General features: G+C 58.9%; 12 protein-coding genes and 1 pseudogene. 10 read left to right on the forward strand and 3 right to left on the reverse strand.

Going from position 1 to position 15,936, the window contains the following annotated elements:
- Window positions 1-22: 22 nt before the first annotated feature.
- From RHM58_RS20230 to RHM58_RS20245, 4 genes are read left to right on the forward strand one after another with little or no spacing between them, the layout of a single operon-like run.
- Complete coding sequence (locus RHM58_RS20230; protein WP_322267970.1) at window positions 23-1,225, forward strand: 3-oxoadipyl-CoA thiolase; 1,203 nt, start codon at window positions 23-25, stop codon at window positions 1,223-1,225.
- Window positions 1,226-1,251: 26 nt separating this feature from the next.
- Entirely contained in the window at window positions 1,252-2,490 is a 1,239-nt protein-coding gene (locus RHM58_RS20235; RefSeq protein ID WP_322267971.1) for a CaiB/BaiF CoA transferase family protein, read from the forward strand.
- 58 nt (window positions 2,491-2,548) lie between these two features.
- Window positions 2,549-3,298, forward strand: a complete 750-nt coding sequence (locus tag RHM58_RS20240) for an electron transfer flavoprotein subunit beta/FixA family protein (RefSeq protein WP_322267972.1) — start codon at window positions 2,549-2,551, stop codon at window positions 3,296-3,298.
- 2 nt (window positions 3,299-3,300) lie between these two features.
- On the forward strand, window positions 3,301-4,230 hold the full coding sequence (locus RHM58_RS20245; RefSeq protein WP_322267973.1) for an electron transfer flavoprotein subunit alpha/FixB family protein: 930 nt from the start codon (window positions 3,301-3,303) through the stop codon (window positions 4,228-4,230).
- Between the two features lie 38 nt (window positions 4,231-4,268).
- On the opposite strand, the gene RHM58_RS20250 is transcribed toward RHM58_RS20245, so the two are convergent.
- A complete protein-coding gene (locus tag RHM58_RS20250; RefSeq protein ID WP_322267974.1) occupies window positions 4,269-6,137 on the reverse strand; it encodes a sigma-54-dependent Fis family transcriptional regulator in 1,869 nt (622 codons plus the stop codon).
- Between the two features lie 313 nt (window positions 6,138-6,450).
- Here RHM58_RS20250 and RHM58_RS20255 point away from each other — a divergent pair, with 313 nt between their 5' ends.
- From RHM58_RS20255 to RHM58_RS20280, 6 genes and pseudogenes are all read left to right on the forward strand, one after another.
- On the forward strand, window positions 6,451-7,251 hold the full coding sequence (locus RHM58_RS20255) for an SDR family NAD(P)-dependent oxidoreductase (RefSeq protein WP_322267975.1): 801 nt from the start codon (window positions 6,451-6,453) through the stop codon (window positions 7,249-7,251).
- Between the two features lie 141 nt (window positions 7,252-7,392).
- Window positions 7,393-9,072 carry a flavin-containing monooxygenase gene (locus RHM58_RS20260; protein ID WP_322267976.1) on the forward strand — a complete coding sequence of 560 codons (1,680 nt, stop codon included), beginning with the start codon at window positions 7,393-7,395 and terminating at the stop codon, window positions 9,070-9,072.
- Window positions 9,069-10,515 (forward strand): annotated as a pseudogene (gabD, locus tag RHM58_RS20265) (NADP-dependent succinate-semialdehyde dehydrogenase). Before RHM58_RS20260 ends, gabD begins: the two are co-directional and overlap by 4 nt.
- A gap of 116 nt (window positions 10,516-10,631) precedes the next feature.
- Entirely contained in the window at window positions 10,632-11,963 is a 1,332-nt protein-coding gene (locus RHM58_RS20270) for a carbohydrate porin (protein ID WP_322267977.1), read from the forward strand.
- 59 nt (window positions 11,964-12,022) lie between these two features.
- Window positions 12,023-12,805, forward strand: coding sequence for a (S)-acetoin forming diacetyl reductase (locus tag RHM58_RS20275; RefSeq protein ID WP_322267978.1), 783 nt, complete (start codon window positions 12,023-12,025; stop codon window positions 12,803-12,805).
- A gap of 75 nt (window positions 12,806-12,880) precedes the next feature.
- Window positions 12,881-14,005, forward strand: a complete 1,125-nt coding sequence (locus tag RHM58_RS20280; protein WP_201021282.1) for a glycerol dehydrogenase — start codon at window positions 12,881-12,883, stop codon at window positions 14,003-14,005.
- Between the two features lie 118 nt (window positions 14,006-14,123).
- Here the strand turns inward: RHM58_RS20280 and gfa are convergent, their stop codons facing one another.
- Together gfa and RHM58_RS20290 are read right to left on the reverse strand one after the other, a co-directional pair.
- Complete coding sequence (gfa, locus tag RHM58_RS20285; RefSeq protein WP_322267979.1) at window positions 14,124-14,702, reverse strand: S-(hydroxymethyl)glutathione synthase; 579 nt, start codon at window positions 14,700-14,702, stop codon at window positions 14,124-14,126.
- Window positions 14,703-14,767: 65 nt separating this feature from the next.
- Window positions 14,768-15,877, reverse strand: coding sequence for an S-(hydroxymethyl)glutathione dehydrogenase/class III alcohol dehydrogenase (locus tag RHM58_RS20290; protein WP_322267980.1), 1,110 nt, complete (start codon window positions 15,875-15,877; stop codon window positions 14,768-14,770).
- Between the last annotated feature and the right edge of the window lie 59 nt (window positions 15,878-15,936).

Genomic DNA, 15,936 nt, shown 5'->3' on the forward strand with positions numbered 1-15,936 from the left:
TTTAACGCCAAGGATTACTTCCATGCTCGACGCCTACATCTTCGCAGGGTTGCGGACTCCCTTCGGTCGTCACGGTGGTGCACTCGCACCCGTGCGACCCGATGATCTTGCGGCTCATGTGATTCGAGAACTGCTTGCGCGATATGCCATCCCTGGTGACGCCATCGAGGACGTGATCCTCGGCAATACCAACCAGGCAGGAGAGGACAGTCGCAATATCGCCCGCCACGCAGCGCTGCTCGCCGGTTTGCCGGTGACGGTGCCGGGGCAGACGGTCAATCGATTGTGTGCCAGTGGTCTGGCCGCCGTGATCGACGCAGCCCGCGCGGTGACCTGCAAGGAAGGAGAACTGTTCATCGCTGGCGGGGTGGAAAGCATGTCCCGCGCACCGTTTGTCATGGCCAAGGCTGAAGCCGCCTACAGCCGTGAGTTGACGGTGTTCGACAGCACCATCGGCGCGCGCTTTCCCAACCCGAAGATCGTCTCCGAATTTGGCAATGACAGCATGCCTCAGACGGGAGATAACGTGGCCCACGAGTACGGTATTGACCGAACACAGGCCGACGTTTTTGCCGCAGGCTCGCAGGCGCGTTACGAAGCAGCGCGCAAGTCCGGCTTCTTCGCTGACGAACTACTTGCGGTGAGCGTGCCCACCGGCCGAAAGACACCGCCCAACGTAGTCGAACAGGACGAACACCCGCGCCCGCAATCGGATCTCGCGGCCCTGACTCGCTTGCAGCCTTTGCTCGAAGGCGGCGTGGTGACAGCGGGCAACGCTTCCGGTGTTAATGATGGTGCCGCCGCACTGCTGATTGGCTCTTCTGCCGCTGGCGAACGCCATGGGCTGGTACCCATGGTGCGAATCCTGTCTGCAGCGGCCGTTGGTGTGGCGCCTCGCATCATGGGTGTGGGGCCCGTCGAGGCGATCCATAAGGCTTTGGCGCGAGCCGGACTGAGCCTGGCGGATATGGACATCATCGAAATCAACGAGGCGTTCGCCAGCCAGGTGCTGGGCTGTCTTAAAGGGCTCAGCCTTGCATTCGACGATCCTCGCGTGAACCCCAATGGCGGTGCCATTGCGGTAGGGCATCCGCTCGGCGCTTCGGGCGCGCGATTGGCGCTGAGCACCGCACGGGCTTTGCAGCTAACTGGTAAACGCTACGCGGTGGTCAGTCTATGTATCGGTGTCGGCCAAGGGCTGGCGATGGTTATCGAGCGCGTCTGAGTGCGCGCAAACAAAGGTGGTATGAAATGGGTGCTTTGACTGGATACCGCGTGCTCGACTTGAGCCGTGTGCTGGCCGGCCCCTGGTGCGGGCAAACACTGGCCGACCTGGGCGCCGAAGTGATCAAGGTCGAACGGCCGGGCGTGGGTGACGACACTCGTGGCTGGGGCCCGCCCTGGATGAAGGGCCAGAGCGATGAGTTGACCTCCGAGGCCTCTTATTATCAGTCGACCAATCGCGGCAAGTTATCGGTGGCACTGAACCTGGCCAGCCCGGAAGGGCAGGAACTGGTGCGTGCGTTGGCGGCCGATTGCGATGTGCTGATCGAAAACTACAAGGCTGGCTCCCTGGCCAAGTATGGGTTGGATTACGCCTCGCTGGCGCAGATGAACCCGCGCTTGGTGTACTGCTCCGTCACCGGCTTCGGGCAGACCGGGCCGCGCGCTGCGGAGCCGGGCTACGACTTTATCGTGCAGGGCATCGGCGGGCTGATGAGCATCACCGGGGAACGCGATGACTTGCCCGGTGGCGGACCGCAAAAGGTCGGCGTGGCTTTTTCCGACCTGATGACCGGGTTGTATTCCACGGTGGCGATCCAGGCGGCGCTGCTTAGCCGGGAAAAGACCGGGCTCGGTCAGCATATCGATATGGCGTTGCTGGATGTGCAGGTTGCCACCCTGTGCAACCAGAGTCAGAACTACCTGGCCTCCGGCAAGCCGCCTGGGCGATATGGCAATGCTCACGCCAATATCGTGCCGTATCAGGTATTCCGCGCCAGTGACCAGGACTTCATCATCGCCTGCGGCAACGACTCGCAATTCGTCGCGTTGTGCGAGGCCATTGACCTCGCACACCTGCCTGAAGATCCACGCTTCACGCGTAACGCCGACCGGGTGGCCAATCGCGAAGCGATTATCGAAATCTTGTCTCGGCATTTCCTTGAGGGGCGCGCGCAGGCATGGATCGACCGTATTCACCCTCGGGGTGTGCCAATAGGCGCGATCAACAGCATCGCCCAGGCGCTGGATGAGCCTCAGGTCAAGGCGCGCAATATGCTGGTGACGATACCCCATCCGCTGAAGGCCGATTTCGTGACCGTCGGCAGCCCGATCAAGCTGTCGGGTACGCCGGTGGAATACCTGCGCCCGGCGCCGATGCTCGGTGAGCATACGGATGAAGTGCTTAAGCGTCAGTTGGGGTTGGATGACGAGCGCCTGTCGCAACTGAAGGCCAGCGGCGTGATTGAGCAGTTGGGCGAGCGCTGATTCGCTTTCCCGGCGCGCCGAACGCGAGCTGGGCTCTTTTTTTGCAATGGAGTTTTCCATGAAAGTCCTCGTAGCCATCAAGCGGGTGGTCGACTACAACGTCAAGGTCCGGGTTAAAGCGGACAACTCAGGCGTCGACCTCGCCAACGTGAAGATGTCGATGAACCCGTTCTGCGAAATCGCAGTGGAAGAAGCCGTACGCCTGAAAGAGAAAGGTGTTGCGACTGAAATCGTCGTCGTCTCGATCGGCCCGTCCACCGCCCAAGAGCAACTGCGCACCGCGCTGGCTCTGGGTGCCGACCGCGCCATCCTCGTCGAATCCGCTGAAGATCTGACGTCCCTGGCCGTTGCCAAACTGTTGAAAGCTGTTGTCGACAAGGAACAGCCTCAGCTGGTGATCCTCGGCAAACAAGCCATCGACAGCGACAACAATCAGACTGGCCAGATGCTCGCTGCATTGAGCGGCTACGGTCAGGGCACGTTCGCGTCCAAAGTCGAAGTGTCCGGCGACAGCGTTGCCGTGACCCGTGAAGTCGACGGCGGCGCGCAGACCGTTTCCCTGAAACTGCCGGCCATCGTCACCACCGACCTGCGTTTGAACGAGCCGCGCTACGCGTCCCTGCCAAACATCATGAAAGCCAAGAAGAAGCCTCTCGAAGTGCTGACTCCTGACGCTTTGGGCGTTTCCACCGCCTCCACCAACAAGACCGTGAAAGTCGAAGCGCCGGCTGCACGCAGCGCGGGTATCAAGGTCAAGTCGGTGGCTGAACTGGTCGAGAAACTGAAAAACGAAGCGAAGGTAATCTAATCATGACTATCTTGGTAATCGCAGAACACGACAACAAGGTAGTGGCCCCGGCCACCCTGAACACCGTGGCTGCCGCTGCGAAAATCGGTGGCGACATCCACGTCCTGGTCGCTGGCCAGAACGTTGGCGCCGTGGCTGAAGCCGCCGCGAAAATCGCAGGCGTGGCTAAAGTGCTGGTGGCCGACAATGCCGCCTACGCTCACCAACTGCCGGAAAACGTCGCTCCTCTGGTTGCAGAGTTGGGCGCTGGTTACAGCCACATCCTGGCTGCCGCGACTTCCAACGGTAAAAACATCCTCCCGCGCGTTGCCGCGCAGTTGGACGTTGACCAGATCTCCGAGATCATCTCGGTCGAAAGCGCTGACACCTTCAAGCGCCCGATCTATGCCGGTAACGCCATCGCTACCGTTCAATCGAACGCTGCGGTCAAAGTGATCACCGTGCGTGCCACCGGTTTCGACCCGGTTGCCGCTGAAGGTGGTTCGGCTTCGGTTGAAGCGGTTGCTGCTGCTCACGACGCTGGCACTTCCAGCTTCGTTGGCGAAGAACTGGCCAAGTCCGATCGTCCGGAACTGACCGCTGCCAAAATCGTCGTTTCCGGCGGCCGCGGCATGCAGAACGGCGACAACTTCAAACACCTGTACGCCCTGGCCGACAAGCTGGGCGCGGCAGTCGGCGCTTCCCGCGCTGCGGTCGACGCAGGTTTCGTACCCAACGACATGCAGGTCGGTCAGACCGGCAAGATCGTTGCTCCACAGCTGTACATCGCGGTCGGTATCTCCGGCGCGATCCAGCACCTGGCCGGCATGAAAGACTCCAAAGTGATCGTTGCGATCAACAAGGACGAAGAAGCGCCGATCTTCCAGGTGGCCGATTATGGCCTGGTGGCAGACCTGTTCGAAGCAATCCCAGCACTTCAGCAAGCCCTTTAAGGATGAACCAGGCGCCGGTACGCGGCGCCTGGCGAGTCTCAGTCGTATGAGCCTTTGCCCGGCATCTTGATGCCGTGCAGGTTGACCTTGCGATACAGCGTTGCACGCGAAATCCCCAGCTCCTGCGCGGCCAACAGCGGCTTCCAGCGATTGCGCACCAGCGTATCAATCAAAGCTTGGCGTTCTGGACTCCCAGAGACAGTGTTCAAACCTTTCGCAGGTGCGCTCACGCTCAGTGTCACCGGTAGATCATCCACCCCAATCACCTGGCTTTTGCATATAGCACAGGCGTAGCGCAGCACGTGGTGCAATTGCCGCATATTGCCGGGCCAGCTGTAATTCAGCAGCATTTCCAGTGCCGCTTCGCTTAACTCCAAGCGTTCCCCCGAGCGTGCGCATTCTTCTTCCAGCAGTTTAGTAATCAGCGCCAGCTTGTCCTTACGCTCGCGCAGCGGCGGGATATCGAAGCGCGCGCCGCTCAAGCGGAAGAACAGGTCCTCGCGGAAGTGCCCGGTTTCAACCAGAGTGGCGATATCGCGGTGGCTGGCGCAGATGATCTGGATGTCGATCGACTGTGCGCGCGCTGCGCCCAATGGCGCTACCTCACCCTCGCTTAACACCCGCAGCAGGCGCGTTTGCAAGGACAGCGGCATGTCGCCGATTTCATCCAGGAACAGGGTGCCGCCGTCCGCCTGCTGCAACAGACCGAGCATGCCTTTGCTGGAGGCGCCGGTGAAGGCACCGGCGGCATAGCCGAACAGCTCGCTCTCAATCAAGCTCTCGGGTATCGCCGCGCAGTTGATCGCCACGAAGGCCTTGTCGCGGCGTTTACTGGCTGCGTGCAGTTGCAGAGCAAAGTGCTCCTTGCCGGCGCCGGTCTCACCATGAATCAGCACAGGCAGCCCGCGATCCTTGACGCGCACCGCCAGTTCCAGCGCTTGGACGACCTTAGGGTCGACGGCTGACGCCAGTGTGCTGGCCGCGGGCGCACTGATGGGCCGGCGCGGCACCTTGAGGCGTACATGCAGGCCCATCGTCGGCAGGTAGTGGATGTTGTCATCCCCGGCGGCAGGCAGTTGCGCTGAGGCGAAGGCTTCGTCGACATGTGTGGGGATCCGGCCACAGCGCTGCAACAGCAGGCGTCGCGCGGCAGGGTTGAGCGCTTCGATGCGGCCATCACGGTCCCAGGCGAACAGGCACTGAGGCTGGCTGTCGACGTAGCCGGGCAGCGGATGGGCGCGTAACACCCACAGGTCTTGGGTGCTGTACATGAAGTAGGCATTTTCAAGGTCGATGGCACTTTGGATAACCATCTGCCGGATCAGATGCTGGCTGCGTCGGTCATCCGGTGCGCGCACTGAAGAGACGTCCAATACCGCCAGGATCTCGCCGTTGGGTGAAAATATCGGCGCCGCCGAGCAGGTATTGCCAATAAACGCCGCGCGGAAATGATCATGCTTGTGCACGGTGACCGGCAGTTTGTCGATCAACACCGCGCTGACAGCGGTCGTACCTTCTTCCTTTTCCGACCAGCAGGTGCCGACATCCATGCCGGAACGGCGGTACTCGCCGCGCAGGGTCGATTCGATCCGATAGTCGACGGTGCAACCCAGCGTATCGGTGAGCATCACACAGTAGTCGGCGTCTCGTACGCGGCTATGCAGCCGCGACATCTCATCACCGGCCAGGTGCAGGAAATCGTCGACACGCTGGCGGTGCTCATTGATCTGGTGTGCCTCCAGAACCCTCGGGCCCTGTAACGAACCCGGGTCGAGCTTGTAGTGCTGTGCCGAGCGGCGCCAGGAATCGAGGATGGCATTCGGCACCGGCAGGGTCGGGGCATTCTGGGCAGTGCGCAACACGCGACTCACGTGTTCCACATGAGTCTTCGAAAAACCAGAGGACATGGTACCTCCGAGGGTTGGATCTTATTTTTCTGTTGATGACCATTAAAGGCGGCTTGGCCGATCCCTTCAAGCTGATTCCGTCAGCCGGTGCCGGTGAGACATAACCGCTCAGTATTCGCAACGTCCCACGGCAGACACGAGCGGTTATGTCTTGCTGTGGCGGTGGTGTCGTGGACTGCGATTGTTCTCTCGAATCGTCTATGTCGGGCTTTACAGCCATTTATTTCGGTGTTGGCATTCGACTTGCTCTGTCAGTCTCAGCAGGCCGCGTCGAACGGTCGTATCTCAACAACAATAATGACAGAGGCACTACATGAGCGAATTCAACGCTGTGAATTTCTCCCTGAATGGCAAGGTCGCCCTGGTGACGGGTGCGGGCCGTGGGATTGGTCAGGGCATTGCGCTGAGCCTGGCCCAGGCAGGTGCAGACCTGGTGCTCGCTGATTATGACTTGGGTATCGCCGAAGAGGCTGCCGCCCTCGTACGGGCCTTGGGTCGCAGGGCCGTGGCCCTGCACGTTGACGTCAGCAAACCCGAGAGCGTCGTCAGCCTGATCGAGCAGGTCAGGGAGCAATTTGGCCGTCTTGATGTGGCCGTCAACAATGCTGGCGTGGTAAGCCTCGGCCGGGTTGACGAACTGGCTGTCAGCGAGTGGGACCGCATCATGAATATCAACGCGCGCGGTGTATTCCTGTGCTGTCAGGCTGAGCTCAAGCTGATGCGCGAGCATAACTTCGGCCGCATCATCAACCTGGCTTCAATTGCCGGCAAAGTCGGCTTCCCAGATCTCTCTCACTACAGCGCCTCCAAGTTCGCGGTGATCGGTTTTACCAATGCCTTCGCCAAGGAAGTTGCCCGCGAAGGTATCACCGTCAATGCCCTCTGCCCGGGTGTAGTTGGCACCGGCATGTGGCGCGGTGATGAAGGGCTTTCCGCCCGTTGGGCCCAGCCTGACGAGTCCGAAGTGCAATCCTGGGAACGGCATCAGTCCAGCCTGCTGCCTCAAGGGGAGGCGCAAACCGTGGAAGACATGGGCCAACTGGCGGTTTACCTGGCCTGCGCACCCCATGTCACCGGCCAGGCTATCGCCGTCGACGGCGGCTTCTCGCTTTAGTTAAACCCACGGGCCGGTCTTGGCCCGCTACGCACACATTGACGATGACTTTTCCTGGGCGCCCGGCTCAGGGAAACGGATACGGCTTGCCTGTCACTTTGTTCAAGTCGGCGAGCGAACTGATCGAAATAGGAGAACACAATGACAACTACAGTTCTGGCCAAACGTTCTGTTGGCACCGACATCATCCACTACGACGCCATTGTGATCGGCGCAGGCTTCGGTGGCATTTACATGCTCAAGAAGTTGCGCGATGAACTGGGTTTGAAGGTGCGTGCCTTCGATAAGGCCGGCGGTATTGGCGGCACCTGGTTCTGGAACCGCTACCCCGGCGCGTTATCCGACAGTGAATCGTTCGTCTATTGCTTCTCTTGGGATCGCGAGTTGTGCCAGGAGTGGGATATCACCACGCGCTACCTGACCCAGCCACAGATTCTATCTTACCTGAACCATGCGGTAGATCGGCATGACCTGCGCCGTGATATCCAGCTGGAAACCGGTATCACCGCCGCGGTGTTCGACGAGCAGAGTAGCCGCTGGTTGGTCACTGCTGACGACGGTCACCAATACAGCGCCAAGTACCTGGTGACTGCGCTGGGCCTGCTGTCTGCGACGAACGTGCCGAAGATCAACGGCCTGGACCAATTCAAGGGGCATATGTACCACACGGCCAACTGGCCTGCCGATGCTGTGCTGGAGGGCAAGCGGGTGGGCGTCATCGGCACCGGCTCGACCGGTTGCCAGGTCATCACTGCGATCGCGCCAACGGTCGGCCACCTCACGGTGTTCCAGCGTTCCGCGCAGTACACCGTGCCAGTGGGTAATGGCCCGGTCAGTCGCGAATACGTCGACGACATCAAGCGCAACTATGATGCCATCTGGAAGGAAGTGCGTTCCTCGCGGCTAGCGTTCGGCTTCCCGGAGAGCGACATCCCCACCATGAGCGTGGACGCTGCCGAACGCAAAGCCATCTTCCAGCGTGCTTGGGACGGTGGTGGCGGTTTCCGCTACATGTTCCAGACCTTCAACGATATCGCCACCAGCGAAGATGCCAACATTGAGGCCCAGAACTTCGTCCGCGAGAAAATCACCGAGCTGGTCAAGGACCCGGAAACGGCGCGCAAGTTGATGCCAACTGATCTCTACGCCAAGCGACCGCTGTGCGACAGCGGCTACTACGCCACGTTCAACCGCACCAATGTGTCGCTGGTGGACGTCAAGGCTAACCCGATTGAAGCGATCACCGCCAAGGGCATTCGCACGGCAGACGGTGTAGAGCACGAGCTGGATGTGTTGGTGTTCGCCACCGGTTTCGATGCCGTGGACGGTAACTACAAGCGCATTGATATCCGCGGGCGCGACAACGTCTCGATGAAGGATCACTGGGCTGACGGGCCGTCGAGCTACCTGTCGGTGGCCACTGCCAAGTTCCCCAATATGTTCATGATCCTGGGGCCCAATGGTCCGTTTACCAATCTTCCACCGACCATTGAAACCGAAGTGGAGTGGGTGTCGGAGCTGATCGGCTTTATGGAGCAGAACGAGCTGGCGTGCGTGGAACCGTCTGCGCAAAGCGAACAGGAATGGGGCAAGACCTGCCAGGACATTGCCGACCAGACGCTGTTCGCCAAGACCGACTCGTGGATCTTCGGCGCCAATATCCCCGGCAAGAGCAACAGGGTTTATTTCTACATGGGTGGCTTGGGCGCGTTCAGCGAACAGCTGGCAGCCGTCAGGAACGACGACTACCGGGGCTTCAAATTCAAGGCCGTGAGTGTTGATGGGGCGAAGTCGCGCCGCGTAACGGAGAACCTGCAATGAAGTTGAACAACCCCCAACTGATGCGTCATCAAGCGTTTATCGACGGTGAGTGGCTGGCTGCCGACAACGAAGCCACGATCACCGTGGTCAACCCGTCGACCGGGACGACCATCGGCCAGGTCCCGCGCATGGGTAAGGCAGAAACACGCCGTGCAATCGAAGCCTCCGAGCGTGCGTTGCCCGCCTGGCGTGAGCTTTCTGCCAAGGTCCGGGCCAATGCGCTGCGCCGCTGGTACGAGCTGATCATCGACAACCAGCACGACCTGGCCCACATCATGACGCTGGAGCAGGGCAAGCCTTTGCCTGAGGCATTGGGCGAAATTGTCTTTGGTGCGTCGTACATCGAGTGGTACGCGGAGGAGGCCAAGCGTGTCTACGGGGATCTGATCCCCGGCGCGACCGACAAGCGCCTGTTGGTGATCAAACAACCGGTGGGTGTTTGTGCCGCTATTACGCCCTGGAACTTCCCCAGTGCAATGATCACCCGCAAAGCCGGCCCGGCCTTGGCCGCTGGCTGCACCATGGTAATTAAACCGGCCTCGCAGACGCCGTTCTCGGCACTGGCATTGGTCTATTTGGCTGAGCAGGCGGGCATTCCCAAGGGCGTGTTGTCGGTGGTCACGGGCGTAGCGGCGGAGATTGCCGAAGAGCTGACCAGCAACCCGGTAGTGCGCAAGATTTCCTTTACCGGGTCCACCGAGATCGGGCGTCAGATCATGGAGAAATGCGCCCAAGACATCAAAAAGGTCTCCCTGGAACTGGGTGGCAATGCGCCGTTTATCGTCTTCGAGGATGCCGATCTCGATGCCGCCGTGGACGGCCGCTGGCCTCAAAATTCCGTAACGCCGGGCAGACTTGCGTGTGCGCCAACCGGCTTTACGTGCACGACAAGGTGTACGACGCGTTCGTCGACAAACTGGCTTCGGCGGTCGGTGCCCTGAAGGTGGGCGATGGCTTTACCGACGGCGTCACCCTCGGGCCGCTGATCGACGGTAAGGCCGTTGCCAAGGTGCGCGAGCATATCGAGGATGCGCTGGCCAAGGGCGCCAAGGTTGTTCAGGGGGTGGCGCGCATGCCCAGGGTGAGAACTTCTTCGAACCCACCATTCTGGTGGACGTGCCTGACAACGCCCGGGTCGCCAAGGAAGAAACCTTCGGCCCCTTGGCGCCGGTGTTCCGCTTCTTTGATGACGCCGAAGTCATCGCCAAAGCCAACGACACCGAGTTCGGGCTGGCGGCGTATTTCTATACCGCCAATCTGAGTCGCGTGTTTCGAGTCGGGGAGGCTCTGGAGTACGGCATCGTCGGAGTCAACACCGGCATCATCAGTTCCGAGGCCGCGCCGTTTGGTGGGGTCAAGGCGTCGGGTGTCGGCCGTGAAGGGTCCAAGTACGGGCTTGAGGATTACCTCGAGATCAAATACCTGTGTCTGGCCGGCATCTGAGCTGATCCATCACTGTCCACTTTTCAATTGATCGCTTGCTTCATGGCCGTCAGGGCATTGCCCTGCGGTCCGGTTAACGCTGTGTCGTAAAACATAAAAACAATAGGAAAATCGACATGAACATCGCTTGGAAACTGCCGCTGGGGCTTGGGCTCCTGTCGTGCATCGCCGTACCTGCGTCCGCCGCTGACCCTTCATCGCAACGGGGAATGGGTGATTGGGGAGGGGTACGCAGCGAACTGCTGGAGCAGGGCGTTGATGTGATCGTCGGTTACGTCGGCGAAGCAGCCACCAATGTCCACGGTGGCTACAACCATGATCGTACCGCACGCTATACCGCGCAGTGGGCGCTCGGCACACACCTGGACCTGCAGAAGCTGCTGGGCTGGGACGACGCCGAGTTCCAATTGCTGGTGACGGAGCGCAATGGCAACAACCTCTCCAACGAGCGCATCTCCGATCCGCGCGCCCCGCAGCTCAGCTCGGTGCAGGAGGTGTGGGGCAGGGGGCAAACCTGGCGCCTGACCCAGATGTGGTACCGCCAGAAATTCTTCGACAGTGCCCTCGATCTCAAGCTCGGCCGCGTGGGCGTCAACGAAGACTTCGCCAGCTTCCCGTGTGACTTCCAGAGCCTGTCGTTTTGCAGCGCACCCATCGGCAACGTCGCCGGTGATGTCTGGTACAGCGGGCCTGTGAGCCAATGGGGCGTGCGCGTGCGCTATAACCTCGATGAACAGTGGGCGGTGCAGGTCGGGGTATATGAGCAGAACCCATCGAACCTCAGCACCGGCAATGGCTTCAAGCTCAGTGGCAGTGGTACCAAAGGTGCGTTGGTTCCGGTGGAGGTTATCTGGAAGCCAACAGTGGGCAGAGAAGCGTTACCGGGTGAATACCGCCTGGGTTACTACCACAGCAGTGCCAGCGCCAACGACCTGTACGACGACGTCAACGGCAACCCGCAGGTGTTGACCGGCCAGGCGCCAAAATCACGCAGCAGCAAACATGGCGCGTGGATCATTGGCCAACAGCAGCTCACTGCCCACAACGGCGATGCATCCCGTGGCCTGAGCGTGTTTGCCAGCCTGACCGTGCACGACAAGGCCACCAGCGGCATCGAGAGCTTCCAGAACATAGGGGCAGTCTACAAAGGCCCGTTTGATGCCCGGCCCAAGGATGACATCGGCTTGGGCATCGCACGCCTGAAGGTCAACGACGACGTAACCACGCGTCAGCGCCTGATCAATGAAAGCACGGGCATCAGCGACTATGACGACCCGCAGTACGTGCCCGTGCAGCACAGTGAATACAACATCGAACTCAATTACGGCGTACACGTGACCAACTGGCTGACCGTGCGCCCGAACGTGCAGTACGTGCGCAATCCAGGCGGAGTATACGAGGTGGACAATGCCTGGGTCGCGGGTGTGAAGCTCCAGGCGAGCTTTTGATCCTGGTAGGTGTGTGAACAGTCTTGAATTCCCCATCACGAATAAGAAGGAACACCACAATGAGTAAGTCCTTGGGAAAAGTTGCTTTTGTAACCGGTGCCGGTCAAGGGATCGGAGAGGCCATTGCGTTGCGCCTGGCGGCAGATGGTTTCGCCGTAGCCTGCGCCGATATGAATCTTGAAACAGCCACACAGGTGGCTGAAAGCATCAAGAAAACGGGCGGTAAAGCTCTGGCCATAAAGGTTGATGTGGCCGATCGCGAGGATGTTTTCAACGCCGTGCAGGCAGCGGTGGATGGCTTGGGTGATCTACATGTGGTCATTAATAATGCGGGTATCGCGCCTATTGCTCCCATTGAAGCGATTACGCCAGAGATCTACCGGAGAACGTTCGATATCAACGTGGGTGGTGTTCTCTGGGGCATACAGGCGGCAGTAAACGCGTTCAAGGCGTTAGGCCACGGCGGCAAAATCATCAGTGCTTCGTCGCAGGCGGGGCATATCGGCAATCCCGACCTGGCTGTTTATGGGGGGACCAAGTTCGCAGTGCGGGGCATTACGCAAACAGCGGCCCGTGAGTTGGCCCATCTCGGTATTACGGTGAACGCATATTGCCCGGGCATTGTGAACACTCCCATGATGCGCAAGGTTGCCCAGGACGTGGCGGACAACGCCAACCAAAGCATTGAATGGGGGATGGAACAATTTGCCCAGCACATCACCTTGAAGCGACTTTCCCAGCCCGAGGATGTGGCAGCCTGCGTTTCGTTCTTGTCCGGTCCTGACTCTGACTACATGACAGGTCAGGCGGTCATTATTGATGGCGGGATGGTATTTAACTGATTTGTCATCAGCGCTGGAGAGCGTTCAAGTTTATGGGTGTTGAGCGTTTTCGCGCATGCGACGTGAGGGATTGAGATGACTATTACTAAAGGCATTGCATCGCCGGCCAAGTTTCTGGTTCAGGCTGATGCGCTGGTTGATTTATCGATGCATGGTAAAGCCTATGGGGCCAATGCCTATTTGATCTGCGATCAATTTATTGTGGGCCGGGTTCATGAAAAAGCGATGCCAGGATTCAAGCATGAACAACGTGCTGAGTTGGCCGTGTTCGGTGGGCAGTGCTCCGACAGCGAAATCAACAAGCATGTCCAAGCCGCGCGTGAGGCTGACTATATTGTCGGTATTGGTGGCGGAAAAACATTGGATACCGCCAAGGCAGCCGCACATTTCCTGGAAAAGCCAGTATTGATTCTGCCCACATTGGCTTCGACGGATGCGCCCTGTACCGCGATTTCAGTGATTTACAATGACGACGATACGTTTAATCGCTACCTGTTTTTATCAAAGAATCCGGACGTTGTTTTAGCGGATACGCGCATTTTGGCGGAACAACCTCCCAGATTTTTTGCGGCCGGTGTGGGTGATGGTCTGGCAACTTATTTTGAGGCGAGAGCGTGCTTTGCTGCGCAACGCGACAACCTGATCCTGGGCAATGACGGAAAAATGCTCAAGCCTACGTTGATCGGTTTTGCTATTGCCCAAACGTGCTATGCAACCATCAAGAAGTATTCAGCGCAGGCGGCTTTTGCGGTGGAGAAGAAAGTCATCACTGCTGCATTGGAGAACGCCATTGAAGCCACCATTTACATGTCAGCTGTCGGAGCTGAATCGGGTGGTTGTGCTGCGGCGCATGCGATCCATAACGGAATGACCATAGTGCATGATCTACACGGAGCACAGCATGGTGAAAAGGTGGTTTTCGGCTTGTTCACTCAATTAGTGATGGAGGCCGCACCGATGGAGGAGATTGAAGAGGTTGTTGATATTGCGATCGCCGTCGGTCTCCCGTTGACGCTTGAGGATTTAGGGCTCAAAAGCTTTAAGGAAGCGGAGTGGAGAAAGGTCGCCGAACTGGCATGCGACAAAAACGACACGATTCACAACATGCCTTTTACGGTGACGCCTGACTTGGTGTATGACGCGATCGTGGCGGCTGACGCACTGTTGCATGCGTTTAAAAAGAAAAAATCTCTGCACTAGTGTATTGATTGGGAACCGGTTAATCGGGAGCCAATAGCGCTCAATCGGTCAGGCGCCGTCAATCGTTCAAATGATTGACGGCGCCTGGTGCTGAGGTGAGGCCTGACAGTTATCAGTATTATTTGGGCTGAACTACGCCCCTCAACTTGGCGACTTGCGTAGCCAGCACATCCATCAAATCAGGGGACAGGCAGTCATAGGGTTCAAGGCCGATTGAACGAAGACGTGCACGGATTGCCTTCATCTCTTGAGGTGGCGTCCCTGTTTCGATTATCGATGAAACGAAAGCAGCGAACCCTGGAGCAGACCATCCGGCTTGGGATGAAAGCTCAGTGTGTACGAAGTCCAACCCGTAGAACGCGTGATCCTTGTTCTCGATACGCCCGTACAAATGCGCGCCGCACTCGGTGCAAGCATGGCGCTGAATGGTCGCGTGCTCGTCCACAATGGCGAGTTTATCCGCGTGCGCGGTGACGCTGACTTTTCCCCGTGGGACGACCGCAATAACAGCGAATGTCGCACCTGCCGGTTTCCAGCATTTGCTGCAGCCACAGGCGTGGTTGTGCAAAGTCTGAGTTGAGATCGTGACCTCGACCTTATTGGCGGTACACAGGCACTGCAGTGTCCCGCCGGTGAAGTTCGAGGTAGCAGGGGATAGACCGTTATCCAGTGATGGATGAAGTTTTATGTCGCTCACTGTGTATCTCCAGATCGGTAGGGAACTCGGACTGACGCCAGGGGCTTGCACCCCTGGGCCAAGCTTCAGTACTTGATGACGGTACGGATCGACTTGCCTGCATGCATCAGGTCGAACGCTTCATTGATGCGTTCCAGTGGCATGGTGTGCGTCACAAAAGGCGCCAGCTTAATCTCGCCCTTCATCGCGTCCTCAACCATCTTCGGCAGTTGGGTACGGCCTTTTACACCACCGAAGGCGGAGCCTTTCCAGGTACGACCCGTTACGAGTTGGAAAGGGCGTGTAGAAATTTCCTGACCCGCCCCAGCCACGCCAATGACGATCGACTGTCCCCAACCACGGTGTGCACTTTCCAGCGCTGCACGCATGACGTTCACGTTACCGATACACTCGAACGAGTGGTCGACGCCCCAGCCTGTCGCGTCGATGATCACCTGCTGAATTGGCTTTTCATGATCTTTCGGGTTGATGCAATCAGTGGCACCAAAAGACTTGGCGAGTTCGAATTTTCCAGGGTTGGTATCCACGGCAATGATGCGTCCTGCCTTGGCCTGGCGCGCGCCTTGAATCACCGCAAGCCCGATACCGCCGAGCCCGAACACCGCAACGGTGTCCCCTGGTTGTACCTTGGCGGTGTTATGCACTGCGCCGATCCCGGTGGTGACGCCACAGCCGAGCAAGCACACATGTTCGTGATTTGCGTCTGGATTGATCTTCGCGACGGAGACTTCAGCCACCACGGTGTACTCGCTGAACGTTGAGCACCCCATATAGTGGTAGAGCGGCTGGCCGTTGTAGGAAAAGCGGGTGGTGCCGTCTGGCATCACACCTTTGCCCTGGGTTTCACGGACAGCGACGCAAAGATTGGTCTTGCCGGATTTGCAAAACAGGCATTCGCCGCACTCAGCGGTGTAGAGGGGGATGACATGGTCACCGGGCTTGAGGCTTGTGACCCCCTCACCCACTTCCACCACTATGCCGGCGCCTTCATGGCCCAAGACCACGGGGAACAGACCCTCAGGATCATCACCCGATAACGTGAACGCGTCGGTATGGCACACGCCGGTGTCGGTGATCTTGATCAGTACCTCGCCTGCGCGTGGCGGTGCAACATCGATCTCGACGATTTGAAGCGGCTTGCCTGGTTCAAATGCAACTGCAGCACGGGATTTCATAAAGGTCGTTCTCCAAGTAGTAGTGCTTGTCTGACCGAGGCAAATCGTCGGGATCGGTA

It is taken from the genome of Pseudomonas sp. 10S4 (assembly GCF_034344865.1).
In the GTDB taxonomy this organism is placed as follows: Bacteria; Pseudomonadota; Gammaproteobacteria; order Pseudomonadales; family Pseudomonadaceae; genus Aquipseudomonas.

Coding starts and splice junctions, on each gene's coding strand:
- RHM58_RS20290 (WP_322267980.1), bottom strand. CDS start 15,877: ATGAAATCCCGTGCTGCAGTTGCATTTGAACCAGGCAAGCCGCTTCAA.
- RHM58_RS20240 (WP_322267972.1), top strand. CDS start 2,549: ATGAAAGTCCTCGTAGCCATCAAGCGGGTGGTCGACTACAACGTCAAG.
- RHM58_RS20280 (WP_201021282.1), top strand. CDS start 12,881: ATGACTATTACTAAAGGCATTGCATCGCCGGCCAAGTTTCTGGTTCAG.
- RHM58_RS20270 (WP_322267977.1), top strand. CDS start 10,632: ATGAACATCGCTTGGAAACTGCCGCTGGGGCTTGGGCTCCTGTCGTGC.
- RHM58_RS20235 (WP_322267971.1), top strand. CDS start 1,252: ATGGGTGCTTTGACTGGATACCGCGTGCTCGACTTGAGCCGTGTGCTG.
- RHM58_RS20260 (WP_322267976.1), top strand. CDS start 7,393: ATGACAACTACAGTTCTGGCCAAACGTTCTGTTGGCACCGACATCATC.
- RHM58_RS20275 (WP_322267978.1), top strand. CDS start 12,023: ATGAGTAAGTCCTTGGGAAAAGTTGCTTTTGTAACCGGTGCCGGTCAA.
- RHM58_RS20230 (WP_322267970.1), top strand. CDS start 23: ATGCTCGACGCCTACATCTTCGCAGGGTTGCGGACTCCCTTCGGTCGT.
- RHM58_RS20250 (WP_322267974.1), bottom strand. CDS start 6,137: ATGTCCTCTGGTTTTTCGAAGACTCATGTGGAACACGTGAGTCGCGTG.
- RHM58_RS20255 (WP_322267975.1), top strand. CDS start 6,451: ATGAGCGAATTCAACGCTGTGAATTTCTCCCTGAATGGCAAGGTCGCC.
- RHM58_RS20245 (WP_322267973.1), top strand. CDS start 3,301: ATGACTATCTTGGTAATCGCAGAACACGACAACAAGGTAGTGGCCCCG.